At 60.1% G+C, this 16,838-nt stretch carries 16 protein-coding genes and 2 tRNA genes; 13 read left to right on the forward strand and 5 right to left on the reverse strand.

From position 1 onward, the window contains the following. Positions 1-60 precede the first annotated feature (60 nt). Entirely contained in the window at positions 61-357 is a 297-nt protein-coding gene (locus tag VM94_RS12160; protein WP_046683719.1) for a barstar family protein, read from the reverse strand. A gap of 193 nt (positions 358-550) precedes the next feature. Here VM94_RS12160 and VM94_RS12165 point away from each other — a divergent pair, with 193 nt between their 5' ends. The 6 genes from VM94_RS12165 (at position 551) to VM94_RS12190 (ending at position 7,709) form a co-directional block, all read left to right on the forward strand. Beyond that, a complete protein-coding gene (locus tag VM94_RS12165) occupies positions 551-1,462 on the forward strand; it encodes a patatin-like phospholipase family protein (protein WP_046683720.1) in 912 nt (303 codons plus the stop codon). Positions 1,463-1,521: 59 nt separating this feature from the next. Next, complete coding sequence (locus VM94_RS12170; protein ID WP_046683721.1) at positions 1,522-1,929, forward strand: GlcG/HbpS family heme-binding protein; 408 nt, start codon at positions 1,522-1,524, stop codon at positions 1,927-1,929. A gap of 295 nt (positions 1,930-2,224) precedes the next feature. Continuing rightward, complete coding sequence (gene carA, locus VM94_RS12175) at positions 2,225-3,403, forward strand: glutamine-hydrolyzing carbamoyl-phosphate synthase small subunit (RefSeq protein ID WP_046683722.1); 1,179 nt, start codon at positions 2,225-2,227, stop codon at positions 3,401-3,403. Then, entirely contained in the window at positions 3,396-6,626 is a 3,231-nt protein-coding gene (gene carB, locus VM94_RS12180) for a carbamoyl-phosphate synthase large subunit (protein WP_034786033.1), read from the forward strand. The genes carA and carB overlap by 8 nt, the downstream gene beginning before the upstream one ends. Before the next feature lie 163 nt (positions 6,627-6,789). Further along, a complete protein-coding gene (greA, locus tag VM94_RS12185; RefSeq protein WP_034757428.1) occupies positions 6,790-7,266 on the forward strand; it encodes a transcription elongation factor GreA in 477 nt (158 codons plus the stop codon). Further along, positions 7,266-7,709: a DUF4149 domain-containing protein gene (locus tag VM94_RS12190; RefSeq protein WP_185982113.1), complete on the forward strand. Its 444-nt coding sequence runs from the start codon at positions 7,266-7,268 to the stop codon at positions 7,707-7,709. The genes greA and VM94_RS12190 overlap by 1 nt, the downstream gene beginning before the upstream one ends. 180 nt (positions 7,710-7,889) lie before the next feature. On the opposite strand, the gene VM94_RS12195 is transcribed toward VM94_RS12190, so the two are convergent. Further along, on the reverse strand, positions 7,890-8,360 hold the full coding sequence (locus tag VM94_RS12195; protein WP_010397237.1) for a YhbY family RNA-binding protein: 471 nt from the start codon (positions 8,358-8,360) through the stop codon (positions 7,890-7,892). A 42-nt stretch (positions 8,361-8,402) separates the two neighbouring features. Here VM94_RS12195 and VM94_RS12200 point away from each other — a divergent pair, with 42 nt between their 5' ends. From VM94_RS12200 to VM94_RS12225, 6 genes are all read left to right on the forward strand, one after another. After that, entirely contained in the window at positions 8,403-9,086 is a 684-nt protein-coding gene (locus VM94_RS12200; protein WP_034757436.1) for an RlmE family RNA methyltransferase, read from the forward strand. 202 nt (positions 9,087-9,288) lie between these two features. Beyond that, positions 9,289-11,169, forward strand: a complete 1,881-nt coding sequence (gene ftsH, locus VM94_RS12205; protein ID WP_035817778.1) for an ATP-dependent zinc metalloprotease FtsH — start codon at positions 9,289-9,291, stop codon at positions 11,167-11,169. Positions 11,170-11,273: 104 nt separating this feature from the next. Continuing rightward, the gene (gene folP / locus VM94_RS12210; RefSeq protein ID WP_046683724.1) at positions 11,274-12,107 is read left to right on the forward strand and encodes a dihydropteroate synthase; all 834 of its coding nucleotides are present in this window, start codon (positions 11,274-11,276) and stop codon (positions 12,105-12,107) included. Positions 12,108-12,146: 39 nt separating this feature from the next. Then, on the forward strand, positions 12,147-13,484 hold the full coding sequence (gene glmM / locus VM94_RS12215; protein ID WP_046683725.1) for a phosphoglucosamine mutase: 1,338 nt from the start codon (positions 12,147-12,149) through the stop codon (positions 13,482-13,484). Positions 13,485-13,576: 92 nt separating this feature from the next. Further along, positions 13,577-13,653 (forward strand) — tRNA-Pro (locus tag VM94_RS12220). A 94-nt stretch (positions 13,654-13,747) separates the two neighbouring features. Beyond that, positions 13,748-13,822 (forward strand) — tRNA-Arg (locus tag VM94_RS12225). A gap of 79 nt (positions 13,823-13,901) precedes the next feature. Here VM94_RS12225 and VM94_RS12230 read toward each other — a convergent pair. The 3 genes from VM94_RS12230 to VM94_RS12240 all read right to left on the reverse strand — a co-directional run bounded on the left by VM94_RS12230 (position 13,902) and on the right by VM94_RS12240 (position 15,687). Continuing rightward, a complete protein-coding gene (locus tag VM94_RS12230; RefSeq protein ID WP_046683726.1) occupies positions 13,902-14,081 on the reverse strand; it encodes a hypothetical protein in 180 nt (59 codons plus the stop codon). Between the two features lie 160 nt (positions 14,082-14,241). Further along, entirely contained in the window at positions 14,242-14,808 is a 567-nt protein-coding gene (locus tag VM94_RS28960) for a PEP-CTERM sorting domain-containing protein (RefSeq protein ID WP_046683727.1), read from the reverse strand. A gap of 306 nt (positions 14,809-15,114) precedes the next feature. Then, positions 15,115-15,687: a GbsR/MarR family transcriptional regulator gene (locus VM94_RS12240; protein ID WP_235432902.1), complete on the reverse strand. Its 573-nt coding sequence runs from the start codon at positions 15,685-15,687 to the stop codon at positions 15,115-15,117. 118 nt (positions 15,688-15,805) lie between these two features. Between VM94_RS12240 and VM94_RS28965 the strand changes: the two genes are divergently transcribed. After that, the coding region (locus tag VM94_RS28965; RefSeq protein WP_268762448.1) for an ABC transporter transmembrane domain-containing protein at positions 15,806-16,838 on the forward strand (1,033 nt) is incomplete at its 3' end.

Genomic DNA, 16,838 nt, shown 5'->3' on the forward strand with positions numbered 1-16,838 from the left:
TGAAGGAGGACATGCACTCAATGTAAGGGAAGTCGGGCCGGGCTGTCAAGCGTTTCCGTGCTACACGTAAAGCACGTGGGCTGCCTCGTTCGGCGCATCCAGTGCATCCTGCGCCATGCGCGTGAGGATGCGCCGCAGGGTGGTCGCTTCGTGGGGCAGGCGCGCGGCGAAGGCTGGCCAGCCGCGCAGCTCGATCTGTTGCGGCATGTCCACCAGGCCCGTGACGGCGTCCCAGAACGCATCCCAGTTCATGCCGTAGAAGGAGGGGAAAGCCAGTGCGGCGGCCAAGGCGGCATGCAGCTGGCGCGGCGAGTTGATATCGCTCAAGTCAATTGTTACAAGGGCTTGTCGATTCATGCTATTTGATGTTCTGACATAGTGGGAGCAGGTAAATAAACCAGGCGCCAGTCTAGCAGCAGGGGCGGCGCGCACGCTTCCCTGAACTTGTCACCTTAAACATTTAAGACGGCCTTCAGTGCCGGCGGCCCCGCTTGCGCTACAATCGGCTCTCCTTTATTGCCACTGCCGCGTGCGGTTCTCTTCTGCCACCATGTTCCCTAAACGCCTGACCCTGCTTGCCCTGGCCGCCTTTGCGCTGGCCGGCTGCGATACCACCGCCCCGAAACCGATACAAGTATTGACGCCGCCCGAGCCCATCGTCGTCACGCCGCGCAAGATCAAGATCGGCCTGGCCCTGGGCGGCGGCGCGGCGCGCGGTTTCGCGCATATCGGCGTGATCAAGGCGCTCGAATCGCAGGGCATCCAGGCCGATATCGTCACCGGCACCAGCGCCGGCAGCGTGGTGGGCGCCATGTATGCGGCGGGAAATTCCGGCTTCGCCTTGCAAAAGATGGCGTTCGACATGGACGAGGCGGCCATTTCCGACTGGGCCTTGCCCCTGTTCGGCAAGTCCTCCGGCGTGCTGAAAGGCGAAGCGCTGCAAAGCTATGTCAACAAGGCCGTCGGCGGCGTGCCGCTGGAAAAACTCAAGATTCCATTTGGCGTGGTGGCGACCGATTTGAAAAATGGCCAGCCGATCCTGTTCCAGCGCGGTAACACCGGCATGGCCGTGCGCGCCTCGTCGGCCGTGCCCGGCGTGTTCCAGCCCGTGACGATTGCCGGCCACACCTATGTCGATGGCGGTCTCGTCGCTCCCGTGCCCGTGCGCTTTGCGCGCGACATGGGCGCCGATTTCATCATCGCCGTGAATATTTCGTCGCAAACGGATACGCAGAAAGCCATCAGCTCGATGGAAGTATTGATGCAGACGTTCGCCATCATGGGCCAGCGCATTAACCAGTTTGAATTGAAAGATGCGGACGTGGTGATCCAGCCCAGCCTGGGCACCATGAAGGGCAACGATTTCAACAGCCGCAACCAGGCGATCCTGGCGGGCGAGCAGGCGACCTTTGCCGTGATGGCGCAGCTCAAGCAAAAGCTGAAAGCCAAGCGTGAGCAGTAAGCGATAGCGGCGCTGCGCATTTCGTATACAATTTTGTTTCAACATAACAAGGATGCACCATGCAATCGAAACCGATTTTGACACTGGACGATGTAAAGAAAATCGCTGCCGCCGCCGAAGCGGAAGCGGTCAAGAATAACTGGGCGGTCACAATCGCCATCGTCGACGACGGCGGCCATCTGGTGTGGCTGCAGCGCATGGATGGCGTGGCGCCGATCTCGTCGCACATCGCCCCATCGAAAGCGAAGACGGCCGCACTGGGCCGCCGCGAATCGCGCATCTATGAAGAGATGATCAATGGCGGCCGCGTGTCCTTCCTGAGCGCGCCGGAAATCGACGGCTTGCTCGAAGGCGGCGTGCCCATCGTGTTCGAAGGCCACTACGTGGGCGCCGTCGGCGTCTCGGGCGTGAAATCCGCCGAGGACGCGCAAATCGCCAAGGCAGGCATTGCCGCTCTGACGGCCTAAGTAGTAGCCGCAGTTGCAGAACTAGCCGCTCCGCGCAAGCCGGGCGGCTTTTTTCATGGGGCAGGGGATTTATGCTGCTGCGCAAAAAAATGCCGGGGCTTCTGTATTTTCTTCCTTGTGGAAAAGCTTCCTTTTGGTTATAATTCAAAGGTTTAGCCAATCACACATATACCGTAGCGACTACCCATCCCCTCATTCAAAATGACCGTTGAAACACCCTGAGTGCATCTGGCTCGGGTATCTAGGCGGTCGGTCTGACGTGGCGCAGCTACGGTAACTTTATCAGGAGTTGCCCTTGCCGCCATTTTTTTCTGGCCCTGCCGTTCCAGCCATATTAGCGCTTGCTGATGGAACGATCTTTAAAGGTTTTTCGATCGGTGCCGCCGGTCATACCACGGGCGAGGTTGTTTTCAACACCTCGATGACCGGGTATCAGGAAATCCTTACCGACCCAAGCTATTGCCGCCAGATGGTCACCCTGACCTATCCGCATATCGGCAATACGGGCGTCAATCCGGAAGACGTCGAATCTTCCAAGGTCCACGCCTCTGGCCTCATCATCCGCGATCTGCCATTGCTGGCATCCAATTTCCGTTCCACCCTCTCCCTGTCCGATTACCTCAAAGCTGAAAATATCGTTGCCATCGCCGGCATCGATACACGCAAGCTCACGCGCATCCTGCGTGAAAAAGGTGCGCAGGGCGGCGCCATCCTCGTCGGTACGCAAGGCAACGAGCCATCCTCCGCGCAAGCGCTGGAACTGGCCCGCTCCTTCCCCGGCCTGGCCGGCATGGACCTGGCCAAGGTGGTATCAAGCAAGGCCGCCTACGAGTACCGCGAAACGGAATGGACCTTGGGCGAAGGCTACGGCCAACTGGCCGACGCGGACGCGAAATACCACGTGGTCGCCTTCGACTACGGCGTCAAGCGCAACATCCTGCGCATGCTGACGGCACGCGGCTGCAAGGTCACCGTGCTGCCCGCGCAAGCGACAGCTGCCGATGCACTGGCGCTGAACCCGGACGGCATCTTCCTGTCGAACGGTCCCGGCGATCCGGAGCCGTGCGACTACGCCATCGCGGCGACCAAGGAATTGATCGAGAAGGGCATCCCGACCTTCGGCATCTGCCTCGGCCACCAGATCATGGCGATCGCTTCCGGCGCGAAAACTTTGAAGATGAAGTTCGGCCACCACGGCGCCAACCACCCGGTGCAAGACCTGGAAACGAAACAAGTCTTGATTACCTCGCAAAACCACGGTTTCGCAGTTGACGCGGCAACCTTGCCCGCGAATTGCCGCGTGACCCATGAATCGCTGTTCGACGGTTCCCTGCAGGGCTTTGCCCGCACGGACAAGCCGGCCTTCTGCTTCCAGGGCCACCCTGAAGCGTCGCCGGGACCGATGGATGTTGCTTACCTGTTTGACCGCTTCATCAACTTGATGGCTGCGGAGGAGAAAAAGAAAAATGCCTAAACGTTTAGATATTAAAAGTATTCTGATTATTGGCGCTGGCCCGATCGTGATCGGCCAGGCCTGCGAATTCGATTATTCCGGCGCGCAAGCGTGCAAGGCCCTGCGCGAAGAGGGCTACAAAGTCATCCTGGTCAACAGCAATCCTGCGACCATCATGACGGACCCGGAAATGGCCGACGTCACCTACATCGAACCGATCACCTGGTCGGTCGTCGAGCGCATCATCGCCAAGGAGCGTCCTGACGCGATCCTGCCGACGATGGGCGGCCAGACGGCGCTGAACTGCGCGCTGGACCTGTTCAACAATGGCGTGCTGGCGAAATACAATGTCGAGCTGATCGGCGCGTCGCCGGAAGCCATCGACAAGGCCGAAGACCGTTCCAAGTTCAAGGACGCGATGACCAAGATCGGCCTCGGTTCGGCGCGTTCCGGCGTGGCGCACTCGATGGAAGAATCGTGGGCCGTGCAGCGCACCCTGGGCTTCCCGACCATCATCCGTCCATCGTTCACCATGGGCGGTTCCGGCGGCGGCATCGCCTACAACGAAGAAGAATTCGAAACCATCTGCAAGCGCGGCCTGGAAGCATCGCCGACGAAAGAACTGCTGATCGAAGAATCGTTGCTGGGCTGGAAAGAGTACGAGATGGAAGTGGTGCGCGACAAGGCGGACAACTGCATCATCATCTGCTCGATCGAAAACCTCGACCCGATGGGCGTGCACACGGGCGACTCGATTACCGTCGCTCCTGCGCAAACGCTGACGGACAAGGAATACCAGATCATGCGCAATGCCAGTCTGGCAGTGCTGCGCGAGATCGGCGTCGACACGGGTGGTTCGAACGTGCAATTCTCGATCAACCCGGTCGATGGCCGCATGATCGTCATCGAGATGAACCCGCGCGTTTCGCGTTCGTCGGCCCTGGCATCGAAAGCGACGGGCTTCCCGATCGCCAAGATCGCCGCCAAGCTGGCCGTCGGTTTCACCCTGGACGAGCTGCGCAATGAAATCACGGGCGGCGCCACGCCGGCCTCGTTCGAACCGTCGATCGATTACGTCGTCACGAAGATCCCCCGTTTCACGTTCGAGAAATTCCCGACCGCCGACCACCACCTGACGACGCAGATGAAATCCGTCGGCGAAGTGATGGCCATCGGCCGTACCTTCCAGGAATCGTTCCAGAAAGCCTTGCGCGGCCTGGAAGTGGGCGTGGACGGCATGAACGAAAAGACCAAGGACCGCGAAAAGATCGAAGAAGAACTGGGCGAGCCTGGTCCTGAGCGCATCTGGTACGTGGGCGACGCGTTTGCCCAAGGTTTCACTTTGGAAGAAGTGCATCAGCTGACCAAGATCGACCCATGGTTCCTGATCCAGATCAAGGAAATCGTCGACCTGGAACTGTGGCTCGATACGCAGAAGCTGGAAAACCTGGACAAGAACACCCTGTACAAGTTGAAACAGAAGGGCTTCTCGGACCGCCGCCTGGGCTTTTTGCTGCAAACGACCGACACGGCCGTGCGCCAGCAGCGCCATGCACTGAACATCCGTCCTGTCTACAAGCGCGTCGACACCTGCGCGGCCGAGTTTTCGACCGACACGGCGTACATGTATTCCACGTATGACGAAGAGTGCGAATCGAACCCGACCGACAAGAAAAAGATCATGGTGCTGGGCGGTGGCCCGAACCGTATCGGCCAGGGTATCGAATTTGACTATTGCTGCGTCCACGCGGCCCTCGCCATGCGCGAAGACGGCTACGAAACCATCATGGTCAATTGCAACCCGGAAACGGTTTCGACCGACTATGACACTTCCGACCGCCTGTATTTTGAATCGCTGACCCTGGAAGACGTGCTGGAAATCGTCGCCATTGAAAAACCAGTCGGCGTGATCGTGCAGTACGGCGGCCAGACGCCATTGAAACTGGCGCTGGACCTGGAAGCGAATGGCGTACCGATCATCGGCACTTCGCCCGACATGATCGATGCGGCCGAAGACCGCGAGCGTTTCCAGCAAATGCTGCACAAGCTGGAACTGCGCCAGCCGCCTAACCGCACGGCGCGCACGGAAGCCGACGCCCTGGCGCTGGCGCAGGAAATCGGCTACCCGCTGGTCGTGCGTCCATCGTACGTGCTGGGCGGCCGCGCCATGGAAATCGTCCATGAGCAACGCGACCTCGAGCGCTACATGCGCGAAGCCGTCAAGGTTTCGCACGATTCGCCGGTGCTGCTGGACCGCTTCCTGAACGACGCCATCGAGTGCGACGTCGATTGCATCTCCGACGGCGAAACGACGTTCATCGGCGGCGTGATGGAGCACATCGAACAGGCTGGCGTCCATTCGGGCGACTCGGCTTGCTCCTTGCCGCCATACTCGCTGGCGCCGGAAACCATTGAAGAGCTGAAACGCCAGACGGCGCTGATGGCCAAGGGTTTGAACGTGGTCGGCCTGATGAACGTGCAGTTCGCGATCCAGAAGCAAGAGATCGATGGCGAAATGAAAGACGTCGTCTTCGTGCTGGAAGTGAACCCGCGCGCGTCGCGCACCGTGCCTTTCGTCTCGAAAGCCACCGGTCTGCAACTGGCGAAGATCGCCGCGCGCTGCATGGTCGGCCAGTCGCTGGCCTCGCAAGGCATCACGCAGGAAGTCGTGCCGCCATACTTCAGCGTCAAGGAAGCAGTGTTCCCGTTCGTCAAGTTCCCGGGCGTGGACACCATCCTGGGCCCTGAAATGAAATCGACGGGCGAAGTCATGGGCGTGGGCCTGACGTTCGGCGAAGCGTTTGTGAAATCGCAACTGGGCGCCGGCGTGAACCTGCCAAAATCGGGCAAGGTCTTCATCAGCGTGAAAGCGTCGGACAAGCCGCGCGCCGTGCAAGTGGCGCGTGACCTGGTCGAGTCCGGTTTCACCGTGGTCGCCACCAAGGGTACCGCCGCCGTGATCGCTGCTGCCGGCATCGCCGTCACGCCAGTGAACAAGGTGATCGAAGGCCGTCCGCACGTGGTCGACATGATCAAGAACCATGAAATCGTGCTGGTGATCAACACCGTGGAAGAAAAGCGCAGCGCCATCGTCGATTCGCGGGCCATCCGCACGTCGGCTCTTGCATCGCGCGTGACGACCTACACCACCATCGCGGGCGCGGAAGCGGCCGTCGAAGGCATCCGTCACCTGGATGAGCTGCGTGTGTACGATTTGCAAGGCCTGCACAAGACCTTGAACTAAGTGCGTTTGCAGTGACCGCCGTTAGGCGGTACACTGCATGCTTATCAACCACAGAGTTCCGTGCAGAGCAGCGCGCGGCCTCTGTGGTTTTCACTTGGTAAGTCCGTTAACCGTGGCAAAACACGGACAACGGCGCCGATAACTAGCAGATAGTAGAGATAACATGACCTCAGTCCCATTGACCAAATACGGCGCAGAACTCTTGAAAGAAGAGCTGCATCATTTGAAGACCAAGGAACGCCGCATCGTCATCGATGCGATCGCCGAAGCGCGTTCGCACGGAGATTTGTCGGAAAACGCCGAGTACGATGCCGCCAAGGAACGCCAGGCGTTCGTCGAAGGCCGCATCGCCGAACTCGAAGGCAAGCTGGGCGCAGCGCAAATCATCGACCCGACCGCGCTCGACGCGGAAGGCCGCGTGGTGTTTGCCTCGACCGTGAACCTGGAAGACCTGGAATCGGGCCAGAAAGTCACGTACCAGATCGTCGGCCTCGATGAAGCCGACCTGAAAATGAACAAGGTTTCCGTGACATCCCCGATCGCCCGCGCGCTGATCGGCAAGTACGCCGGCGACGTGGTGGAAGTGCAGGCGCCGTCCGGCCCGCGCGAATACGAAATCCTGGAAGTGCTGTACATCTGATGCTCGCCCGCGTGCGCATCCTCGTTGCCACCCTGTGGGCCGGCAGCTTGTGGGCCATCGGCTTCATCGTGGCGCCGACCCTGTTCGGCACCCTGAGCGACAGAGTGCTGGCGGGTAATATCGCCGGCAGCATGTTCCGCGCCGAAGCCTGGCTGTCGATCGCCTGCGCCTTGATTCTGCTGGCCTTGCTGCAATGGGCGCCCGGCGCGCTGGAACTCAAGCGCCGCCGCCTGCTGGGGGCGCTGGTGCTGTCGATGCTCGTGTGTGCGCTGCTCAGCCATTTTGGTATTTCGCCGCTGATGGCCGAACTCAAGGCGCAAGCCTCGTCGGGAATCATGGACGAGGCCATGCGCAGCCGCTTCGGCATGCTGCATGGCGTGTCGACCGTGATCTTTGCCGTGCAGAGCTTGCTGGCGGGCGTGCTGATCTGGAAGCAGCAGTAATCGTCTGTGGTGTTGTCGGATTACGCGCTGCGCGCTAATCCGACCTACCGGTCAATGCCGTAGGTCGGATTAGCGGCGCCCTGGCGCCGCGTAATCCGACAAGCAATAAAAAAGCGGAGCAGGGAAGATCCCGTGCTCCGCTTCTTGTTTCAACAGCCTTGCGGCTGCTGAACGACAGGCTTACTTGCTGCCCAGTGCGCTTTTCTTGGCGCTTTTCTGACGTGGCTTGGCACGCTTGATGGAACCGCCTTCGGTAACGCGCTCATTGCCCTTGATCATGACTTTCGTCACGCTCGGGCGCTTGGTGCCGCTGGCGCTGGCCTTGACGATGGTCACTTCGCGCATGCCTTTGCCGGCGCTGACCTTCTCCTTAACCACTTCTTTTTTCGGACGGTAGATTACCAGCAGTTTGCCAATATGTTGTACCGGGGCGGCGCCGAGATTGCCGCAAATCGTATCGTACATTCCGACGCGGGCTTCGCGGTCGTCGCCGAACACGCGGACTTTAATCAGACCGTGCGAATCCAGGCCAAGGTCGATCTCTTTGAGGACAGCAGGTGTCAAGCCCGCTTCGCCAATGATGACGATAGGCTTCAGCGCGTGTGCTTCGGCGCGCAGTGCGCTGCGCTCTACGGGTGTAAGTTTTAGCATAATAATATTTAGTAATTCCCTTAAAAGCAGTATTCTACGCGAATGGCAAAGAAGAAATTAAACAAAAACTGGTTGCACGACCACATAAATGATCCTTATGTGAAGTTGGCGCAAAAAGAGGGCTACCGCGCCCGGGCAGCATACAAGCTCAAAGAAATCGATGAAGACGAGAAACTGATCAAACCTGGCCAGGTGATTGTCGACCTTGGTTGCACTCCTGGCAGCTGGGCCCAGTACACGCGGCGCAAGCTGGCCGGCAAGGACGGCGGCGGGGTCAATGGTACCCTGATTGGCCTGGACATGCTGGAAATGGAGCCCATCGCCGATTTCCACTTCATCCAGGGCGACTTCCGCGAAGCGCGCGTGCTGCGCCAGCTGGAAGTGGTATTGCAGGGCCGTAAGGTCGACCTGGTCCTGTCGGACATGGCGCCCAACCTGTCGGGCATCGCCACGGCGGACGCCGCGCGCATGGAGCATCTGATCGACCTGGCCATCGAATTTTCGCAATTGCACTTGAAGCCGTCCGGCGTATTGCTGGTGAAATGCTTTAAAGACATGGGTTTCAGCCAGATCGTGGAGAAATTCCGCGCTGAATTCAAGGTCGTGGTGCAGAAAAAACCGAAGGCCAGCCGCGATAAATCGTCGGAAATCTTTCTGATGGGGCGTGGAATCAAGAATCCGCTGAAAAATGCCGTTGAAGAAGATGATTCCGCCCTTGATATTTAAGAGGGAATCCGCACATGGGAACGAGAAGTGCAGTAGCGTCTGATGGCATAAAAGCCTAAATTGTTTATACTGCATTTTTTTGCGTGAACGCGATTTTTTCGCGCGCACGGATCGGCGGGCTTTGGCACGGCCCGCTTATTGCGAGTAAAATCGTGTTTCTAGCTATAGGTAAAGAGATGCGCACTGCATCCAAGGAGTCTTCGTGAATAACATGTTTTCCAAATCTGCCATCTGGGTAGTCGTATTGCTGCTGTTGTTCATGCTGTTCAAGCAATTCGACAGTCATGGCGCCACAGGCGGCAGCAAGGCCATCGCTTATTCCGATTTGCTGGATGAAGTCAAAGCCAAGCGCGTCAAGGATGTCGTGATCGAGGGTTCGTCGATCACCGCCAAGCTGATGGACGACACCAAGGTGCGTACCACCGCCACCAGCCTCGACAAGGGCCTGATCGGCGACCTGCGCGACAATGGCGTGCATTTCGATGTGCGTCCGCCCGAGGAAGCGTCTTTCCTGCAAACTATTTTTGTTTCCTGGTTCCCCATGCTGCTGTTGATCGGCGTCTGGGTATTCTTCATGCGTCAGATGCAAGGCGGCGGCAAGGGCGGGGCATTCTCGTTCGGCAAGTCGAAGGCACGCATGATGGATGAAGCCAGCAACACCGTCACCTTCGCCGATGTCGCCGGTTGCGACGAAGCGAAAGAAGAAGTCAACGAAGTGGTCGACTTCCTCAAGGATCCGAGCAAATTCCAGAAACTGGGCGGTCGCATTCCCCGCGGCGTGCTGATGGTCGGTCCTCCGGGCACGGGTAAAACCCTGCTGGCGCGCGCCATCGCCGGCGAAGCCAAGGTGCCGTTCTTCTCGATTTCCGGTTCCGACTTCGTGGAAATGTTCGTCGGCGTGGGCGCCAGCCGTGTCCGCGACATGTTTGAAAACGCGAAAAAGCATTCGCCATGCATCATCTTCATCGATGAGATCGATGCTGTCGGCCGTCACCGCGGTGCCGGCATGGGCGGCGGCAATGACGAGCGCGAACAGACCTTGAACCAGTTGCTGGTCGAGATGGACGGTTTTGAAGCGAACTCCGGCGTGATCGTCGTGGCCGCCACCAACCGCGCCGACGTGCTCGACAAAGCCTTGCTGCGTCCGGGCCGTTTCGACCGCCAGGTTTCCGTCGGCTTGCCTGATATCCGCGGCCGTGAGCAGATCTTGAACGTGCACATGCGTAAAGTACCTATCGGTACCGACGTGAAAGCCGATATCCTGGCCCGCGGCACCCCTGGTTTCTCGGGTGCGGACCTGGCCAACCTGGTCAACGAGGCAGCCCTGTTCGCGGCCCGCCGCAGCAAGCGCCTGGTGGAAATGGCGGACTTCGAAGACGCGAAAGACAAGATCTATATGGGCCCCGAGCGTAAATCGATGATCATCCGCGAGGAAGAGCGTCGCAATACGGCTTACCATGAGTCCGGTCACGCCGTCGTCGCCAAGCTGCTGCCGAAGGCCGATCCCGTGCATAAAGTGACGATCATGCCGCGCGGCTGGGCCCTGGGCCTGACGTGGCAGCTGCCGGAACACGACAACTTGTCCGCCTACAAGGACAAGATGCTGGAAGAAATTTCCATTCTGTTCGGCGGCCGTATCGCCGAAGAGATTTTCGTGGGTCAAATGTCCACGGGCGCGTCGAACGACTTCTCGCGCGCCACCAAGCTGGCCCGTTCCATGGTGACCCGCTTCGGCATGTCCGACAGCATGGGCGTGATGGTCTACGAAGACAGCGAAAACGAAGGTTTCTTCGGTGGCGCCACCAAGACGATCTCGGAAGCGACCCAGCAAAAGGTCGATGCTGAAATCCGCAACATTCTCGACAAGCAATATGCTTTGGCGCGTACTTTGCTGGAAGGCAACCGCGACAAGGTCGAAATGATGACCAAAGCCTTGCTGGAATGGGAAACCATCGATGCAGAGCAAATAAATGACATCATGGCCGGCCTGGAGCCGCGTCCACCGAAAGTCATCCCGCCACGCCGCAATGCGGGCGACAGCGGCACGGGCGGCATCTCGCCAAACGTGACGGCGCCAGCCTGATAGCGGCTGCCCTGACCGGCGGCGCGTAATCAAAAGGGTAAGGAGCGATCCTTGCCCTTTTTCGTTGGCGCGCCAGCTTTTCCTGACGACTACAAAAGATTCACATGCGACACTATTTGCAATTCGGCCGTTTCGGCTTCAACCTGCAGGGCACGCAGGCGCTGGTGATGGGCATCCTGAACATCACGCCCGACTCGTTTTCCGATGCGGGCCAGTATGAACACCTGGAATTTGCCATTTCGCGCGCCGAGCAGATGATTGTTGACGGCGTCGACATCATCGACATCGGCGGCGAATCGAGCCGCCCCGGCGCGCCGCCGCTGCCGCTGCAGGACGAGCTTGCGCGCGTCATGCCGGTGCTGTACGCCTTGCGCGACTGCGGCAAACCCCTGTCCGTCGACACGTACAAGCCTGAAGTGATGCGCGAAGCCATCCTGGCCGGCGCCGACATGATCAACGACATCAACGGTTTCCGCGCGCCGGGCGCCATCGAAGCCGTGCAGGACAGCGATTGCGCGCTGTGCATCATGCACATGCAAAGTGTGCCGCAAACCATGCAGGACCAGCCGCAGTACGAGGACGTGGTGCGCGAAGTCATCGCCTTCCTGCGCGAGCGCATCGACACGATGACGGCGGCCGGCATCGCCCGCGAACGCCTGTGCGTCGATCCCGGTTTTGGCTTTGGCAAGACGGTGGAACAGAACTACGCCTTGTTGCGCGCCACGCGCCAGCTGCGCAGCGAACTGGACCTGCCTGTGCTGGCCGGCTTGTCGCGCAAGTCGATGATAGGCGCCGTCACGGGGCGTCCCGTCGAGCAGCGCCTGGCCGGCAGTGTTGCCGGTGCGCTTGCTGCTGTAGCGCAAGGTGCGGAAATTATCCGTGTGCATGATGTCGCTGAAACCGTCGATGCACTGAAGGTCTGGCGCATGGCGCACTGACCCTGTAAGATTCATTATAAACAACAAAAAGAGAAAACTATGACGCGTAAATATTTTGGCACCGATGGCATCCGCGGCCTGGTGGGCACGGCTCCGATCACCCCCGATTTCGTCATGCGCCTCGGTTATGCGGCCGGCAAGGTGCTGGCCAAGTCGCAAGGCGGCAAGGCGCATCCGACTGTACTGATCGGCAAGGACACGCGCATTTCCGGCTACATGCTGGAAGCGGCGCTGGAAGCGGGCCTGTCGGCCGCTGGCGTGGACGTGATGCTGGCCGGCCCCATGCCGACGCCGGCGATCGCCTACCTGACGCGGGCGCTGCGCCTGTCGGCCGGCGTCGTCATTTCCGCCTCGCACAATCCGTATCACGACAATGGCATCAAGTTCTTTTCCGGCCAGGGCACCAAGCTGCCCGACAGCGTGGAACTGGAAATCGAAGCGGCGCTCGATGAGCCCATGTCTTGCGTGGCGTCGGACAAGCTGGGCCGGGCCAAGCGCCTGGACGATGCCCAGGGCCGCTACATCGAATTTTGCAAGAGCACCTTCCCGAACGAGCTGGACTTGCGCGGCCTGAAGATCGTCGTCGATTGCGCGCATGGCGCCGCCTACCATATCGCGCCGCACGTGTTCCATGAGCTGGGCGCGGAAGTCATCGCCATCGGCAACAAGCCTGACGGCTTCAATATCAATGCGGGCTTCGGCGCCACGGCAACCAAGGCCATGGCCGAGGCTGTCGTCGAGCACGGCGCGGACCTCGGTATCGCGCTCGATGGCGACGCCGACCGCCTGATCATGTGCGACGCCACGGGACGCTTGTACAACGGCGACGAGTTGTTGTACGTCATGGTCAAGGATCGCCTGGCAACAGGCCCCGTGGCTGGCGCCGTCGGCACCCTGATGACCAACATGGCGCTGGAAGTGCTGTTCAAGCAGCAGGGCATCGGCTTTGCGCGCGCCAAGGTGGGCGACCGCTACGTGCTGGAAGTCATGAAGGAAAAGGGCTGGATACTGGGCGGCGAAGGTTCGGGTCATTTGCTGTGCCTGGACCGGCACACGACGGGCGACGGCATCGTCTCCGCGCTGCAAGTGTTGTCCGCGCTTAAGCGCAGCGGCCAGAGCCTGCAGCAATGCCTGGCCGAACTGGTGCTGTTCCCGCAAACCCTGATCAACCTGCGTGTGGCGCCCGGTTTCGACTGGCAGAAAAATGCCGCCATGGTGGCCGAGAAAGAACTGGTCGAGGCCGAGCTGGGCGATACGGGCCGCGTGCTGATCCGCGCTTCCGGCACGGAACCACTGATCCGCGTGATGGTGGAAGCCAAGGACAAGGAAAAGGCGGAGAGCATGGCGCGCCGCATCGCCGATAAGGTCGGCGCTTAAGGGGTAGGGACAGGGCAGGGCCGATAGTTATTTCCATCTAATTCGTCTATGGCAATTGACGAAATTGGGTGGGGGCGTTATTATCTTGTCTTCGGAGTGTGGCGCAGCCCGGTAGCGCACCTGGTTTGGGACCAGGGGGTCCAAGGTTCGAATCCTTGTACTCCGACCAAAGTCATAAGCGGGCTGTCAGAGATGACAGCCCGTTTTCTATTCCGCGCAGGCATTTCATTGCCGGCGCGCATGGATTAAAATGCTGCACCTTTCCGCCCATCGTTCAACGGATAGGACAACGGTCTTCTAAACCGTGAATGGGGGTTCGATTCCCTCTGGGCGGACCAGCTCATGCTGGTCATGCAGGCGACAGCCTGTTGCATTGCCATCACTTCATCTCTCTCTATTGTTCGCCTGCAGGCCGTGTCACGGCTGCGCAAACAGCACCACGCTCAGTAAATACAACAGCGGCGCCGCGCACAGCAGCGCAGATAATACCGAACCGATTTTCTTGCTGGCCAGCCGGGCCAGGCGCAGCCTTTCCCGCACGGGCAGGTGCTGGCGGATCACGCTGCGCGCGCGTGGCTGAAACGGTTGTTCATGCATGAGTATTCCCTCGTCGATCAGCAGTGGATGCCGTCGAGCATAGCGAGGGGAGTCTAAAGATGGTGTAAAAAGCGGCTCTTGCGCCGCAAGCGCGGTGTAAACAGGCTGCTAGAGTTGAGGGCGGCAGCGGACGCTGGTGCGCCGCTGCCGCAGATGGCGCTTACTTTCCCTGGCGGCGGCGTGCCAGGAAGCCCAGCAGGCCCAGACCGGCGAGCAGCATGGCGTAGGTTTCAGGTTCCGGCACGGCGGAAATGAAAGCCCGGTAATTGCTCAGGTCCTTGGGCAGGCCCGCCACCGTGAAGGTGGTGCCGGCAGCCACGGGAGCGGCCCAGTGGAATACCAGTTCGCCCTGACCGAAGTGGATGGCCAGGAAGTCATAGGCGGCCGCGCTCGTATAGGAGTTGACGCCGCCGCTCAAGCCTGCCGTGGTGCCGGCAGTGCAGCCCGAGGTGGCGTTGTCGCAATACGAGACGGCGGCGCCCAGGCTGGTGCCGAACACGCCATTGATATAACCCTGGATGTCCGAGGGGCTCTGTGGCACGAGATTATCGTCATAATATTTCACCTGTAGTGCCGGCGATGGCGAATAGGTGACGGTGCTGCCGGCGATGACGAAACCGCTGGCCGGCCCGATATCGACCCAGGTGGCGGCTTGCGCCGCACTTGCCAGTACGGCCATTGCGGCCAGCATGGATGCCTTGATGGCAATGCTCTTTACGCTTTTCATGAAAATCCCCTTGTGCTTGAGACAGTCGCTTCATCGTGTTGGGACGCGTCCCTGCTTGCCGGGGGAGTCATCCCATTGCCCGTTTTTAGTTATTTCCTGCGCGTAGCAAGTACGCAAATGAAAGCTTACTCTTGATATAAATTAATACAATTTTAATAATTCTATTGGTTTGGTTGACAACATCGCATACGGCTATGCATGGCTGTGCTAGCGATAGCCAACATGAGGTCAAGAAATGGCGTGACAAGGCGCGCCAGCTTGTGCTGGCGGTGTCTTGGCTTCGGGAGAGGGGCGGCGGCGGGTGCTTCAGTCGCTGTTGTTGCTGACGCCAAACAGGCGATCCTTAGCGTTGAGCAGTTTCTGTACCTTGGCGCCCATTTTCATCAGTTGCGCCATCGACTCGGGCGACAGGCGCTGCAAATCGTCGAACCAGGTGTTGGCCAGGTCAACCAGTTCATACATTTCACGCATGCGCTCCTGCGCATATTGATCCACGGGTTCCGTGGCCGGCGCCAGCAGCGATTCGCGCAGCACCGTCAGGGTAGGCGCCACTTCACGGCGGCGACGTTCGGCCGCCACGACGCGGAAGATTTGCCATACGTCGCCCAGCGAGGAGAAATACTCGCGCCGGTCGCCGGGGATGCGCGACTGGCGTATCAAGCCCCAGCCCTGCAATTCCTTCAAGCCGATGCTCACGTTCGAGCGCGAAAAACTCAGGTGCTCCGCGATTTCATCCGCGTGCAAAGGGTGCTCCGCGACAAATAACAAGGCGTACACTTGCCCCACCGTACGGTTAAAGCCCCAGCGGCTGCCCATCTCGCCGAAATGGCTGACGAAGGTCTGGATCAGCGGCGTCATTTGGATATGTTGAGTTTTCATAATTATCTGAATTTTTTCACGCCATACTGGTGGGGTCAATTGATATATGTCATGTTTCGCAGTATTATACAAAATATCGAATTTACAGAAAATTCTGAAAACTCAAGAAGTATAGAAGATGACGACCACGCCCTTGTCCTTGCCCCGCTTTATTCTTCCCTGCGCCGCCAGCCTGGCGCAAGGGGGCGCCGCCTTGTTGTGGCTGCCACAAGCGGCCTTGCTGGCCTGGGCCGTGCAAGCCATGCTCAATGGCGCCGGCTGGCGCGCGGCCCTGTTGCCGGCCGCTGGCGTGCTGTTGCTGGGCGTGCTGCGCGCCGCTTGCGAAGCGTGGGGCGCGCGGCGCATGTATGCGGCGGCGCGCGCGCACCTGTCCATCTTGCGCGCGCAGGTGGCGCAAGCGCTGGCGCGCCGTTCGCCGCTGGACCGCCAGCGCGCCCAGTCGGGCCAGGCGGCCAGCGTCATCGCCGAGCAGGCCGAAGCCATCGTGCCGTACCTCGTGCGCTACAAGCCCGCGCGCTGGAAAGTCATGCTCGTGCCGCTCGTGATCCTCGCCGTGGTGGCGCCGCTGTCGTGGATCGCGGCCTTGATCCTGCTCATCGCCGCGCCCCTGATTCCCGTCTTCATGGCCCTCGTCGGCATGGGCGCGCAGGCGGCCAGCCGCGCGCAGATGGTGGAAATGGGCAGCATGAACGCCTTTCTGCTGGACCGCCTGCGCGGCCTGGCTACCTTGCGCGCGCTCGACGCCGTCGACGCCACGGCCGAACGGCTCGATGCCTCCTCGCAATCCGTGCGCCGGCGCACGATGGTGGTGTTGCGCATCGCCTTTTTGTCGTCCGCCGTGCTGGAACTGTTTTCCGCGCTCGGTGTCGCCATGGTGGCGGCCTTTATCGGTTTCTCCTTGCTGGGCAGCATCAATTTTGGTACCTGGGGCCGCGAACTGAGCCTGGGGCAGGGCTTGTTCATCCTGCTGCTGGCGCCCGCCTTCTTCGAGCCGCTGCGCGAACTGGCCGCCGTCTGGCACGACAAGGCTGCCGGCGAAGCGGGCCTGGCCGGTTTGCACGACCTGGCGGCCGATGGCGTGCCGCTGCCTGGCTTTGGTGTGGAAGTGGCGGCCGTTTCCGCCGCCGCCATGGCCGTGGCAGCGGCGCCCG

Source organism: Janthinobacterium sp. KBS0711, assembly GCF_000988085.1.
Taxonomy (GTDB): domain Bacteria; phylum Pseudomonadota; class Gammaproteobacteria; order Burkholderiales; family Burkholderiaceae_D; genus Janthinobacterium; species Janthinobacterium lividum_E.

What these genes read in the sequence shown, in the direction of transcription:
- glmM (WP_046683725.1), top strand. Translation starts at nt 12,147, where the DNA reads ATGACGCGTAAATATTTTGGCACCGATGGCATCCGCGGCCTGGTGGGC.
- VM94_RS12240 (WP_235432902.1), bottom strand. Translation starts at nt 15,687, where the DNA reads ATGAAAACTCAACATATCCAAATGACGCCGCTGATCCAGACCTTCGTC.
- VM94_RS12160 (WP_046683719.1), bottom strand. Translation starts at nt 357, where the DNA reads ATGAATCGACAAGCCCTTGTAACAATTGACTTGAGCGATATCAACTCG.
- VM94_RS12195 (WP_010397237.1), bottom strand. Translation starts at nt 8,360, where the DNA reads ATGCTAAAACTTACACCCGTAGAGCGCAGCGCACTGCGCGCCGAAGCA.
- greA (WP_034757428.1), top strand. Translation starts at nt 6,790, where the DNA reads ATGACCTCAGTCCCATTGACCAAATACGGCGCAGAACTCTTGAAAGAA.
- VM94_RS28960 (WP_046683727.1), bottom strand. Translation starts at nt 14,808, where the DNA reads ATGAAAAGCGTAAAGAGCATTGCCATCAAGGCATCCATGCTGGCCGCA.
- VM94_RS12165 (WP_046683720.1), top strand. Translation starts at nt 551, where the DNA reads ATGTTCCCTAAACGCCTGACCCTGCTTGCCCTGGCCGCCTTTGCGCTG.
- folP (WP_046683724.1), top strand. Translation starts at nt 11,274, where the DNA reads ATGCGACACTATTTGCAATTCGGCCGTTTCGGCTTCAACCTGCAGGGC.
- VM94_RS12200 (WP_034757436.1), top strand. Translation starts at nt 8,403, where the DNA reads ATGGCAAAGAAGAAATTAAACAAAAACTGGTTGCACGACCACATAAAT.
- carB (WP_034786033.1), top strand. Translation starts at nt 3,396, where the DNA reads ATGCCTAAACGTTTAGATATTAAAAGTATTCTGATTATTGGCGCTGGC.
- VM94_RS12190 (WP_185982113.1), top strand. Translation starts at nt 7,266, where the DNA reads ATGCTCGCCCGCGTGCGCATCCTCGTTGCCACCCTGTGGGCCGGCAGC.
- VM94_RS12230 (WP_046683726.1), bottom strand. Translation starts at nt 14,081, where the DNA reads ATGCATGAACAACCGTTTCAGCCACGCGCGCGCAGCGTGATCCGCCAG.
- VM94_RS12170 (WP_046683721.1), top strand. Translation starts at nt 1,522, where the DNA reads ATGCAATCGAAACCGATTTTGACACTGGACGATGTAAAGAAAATCGCT.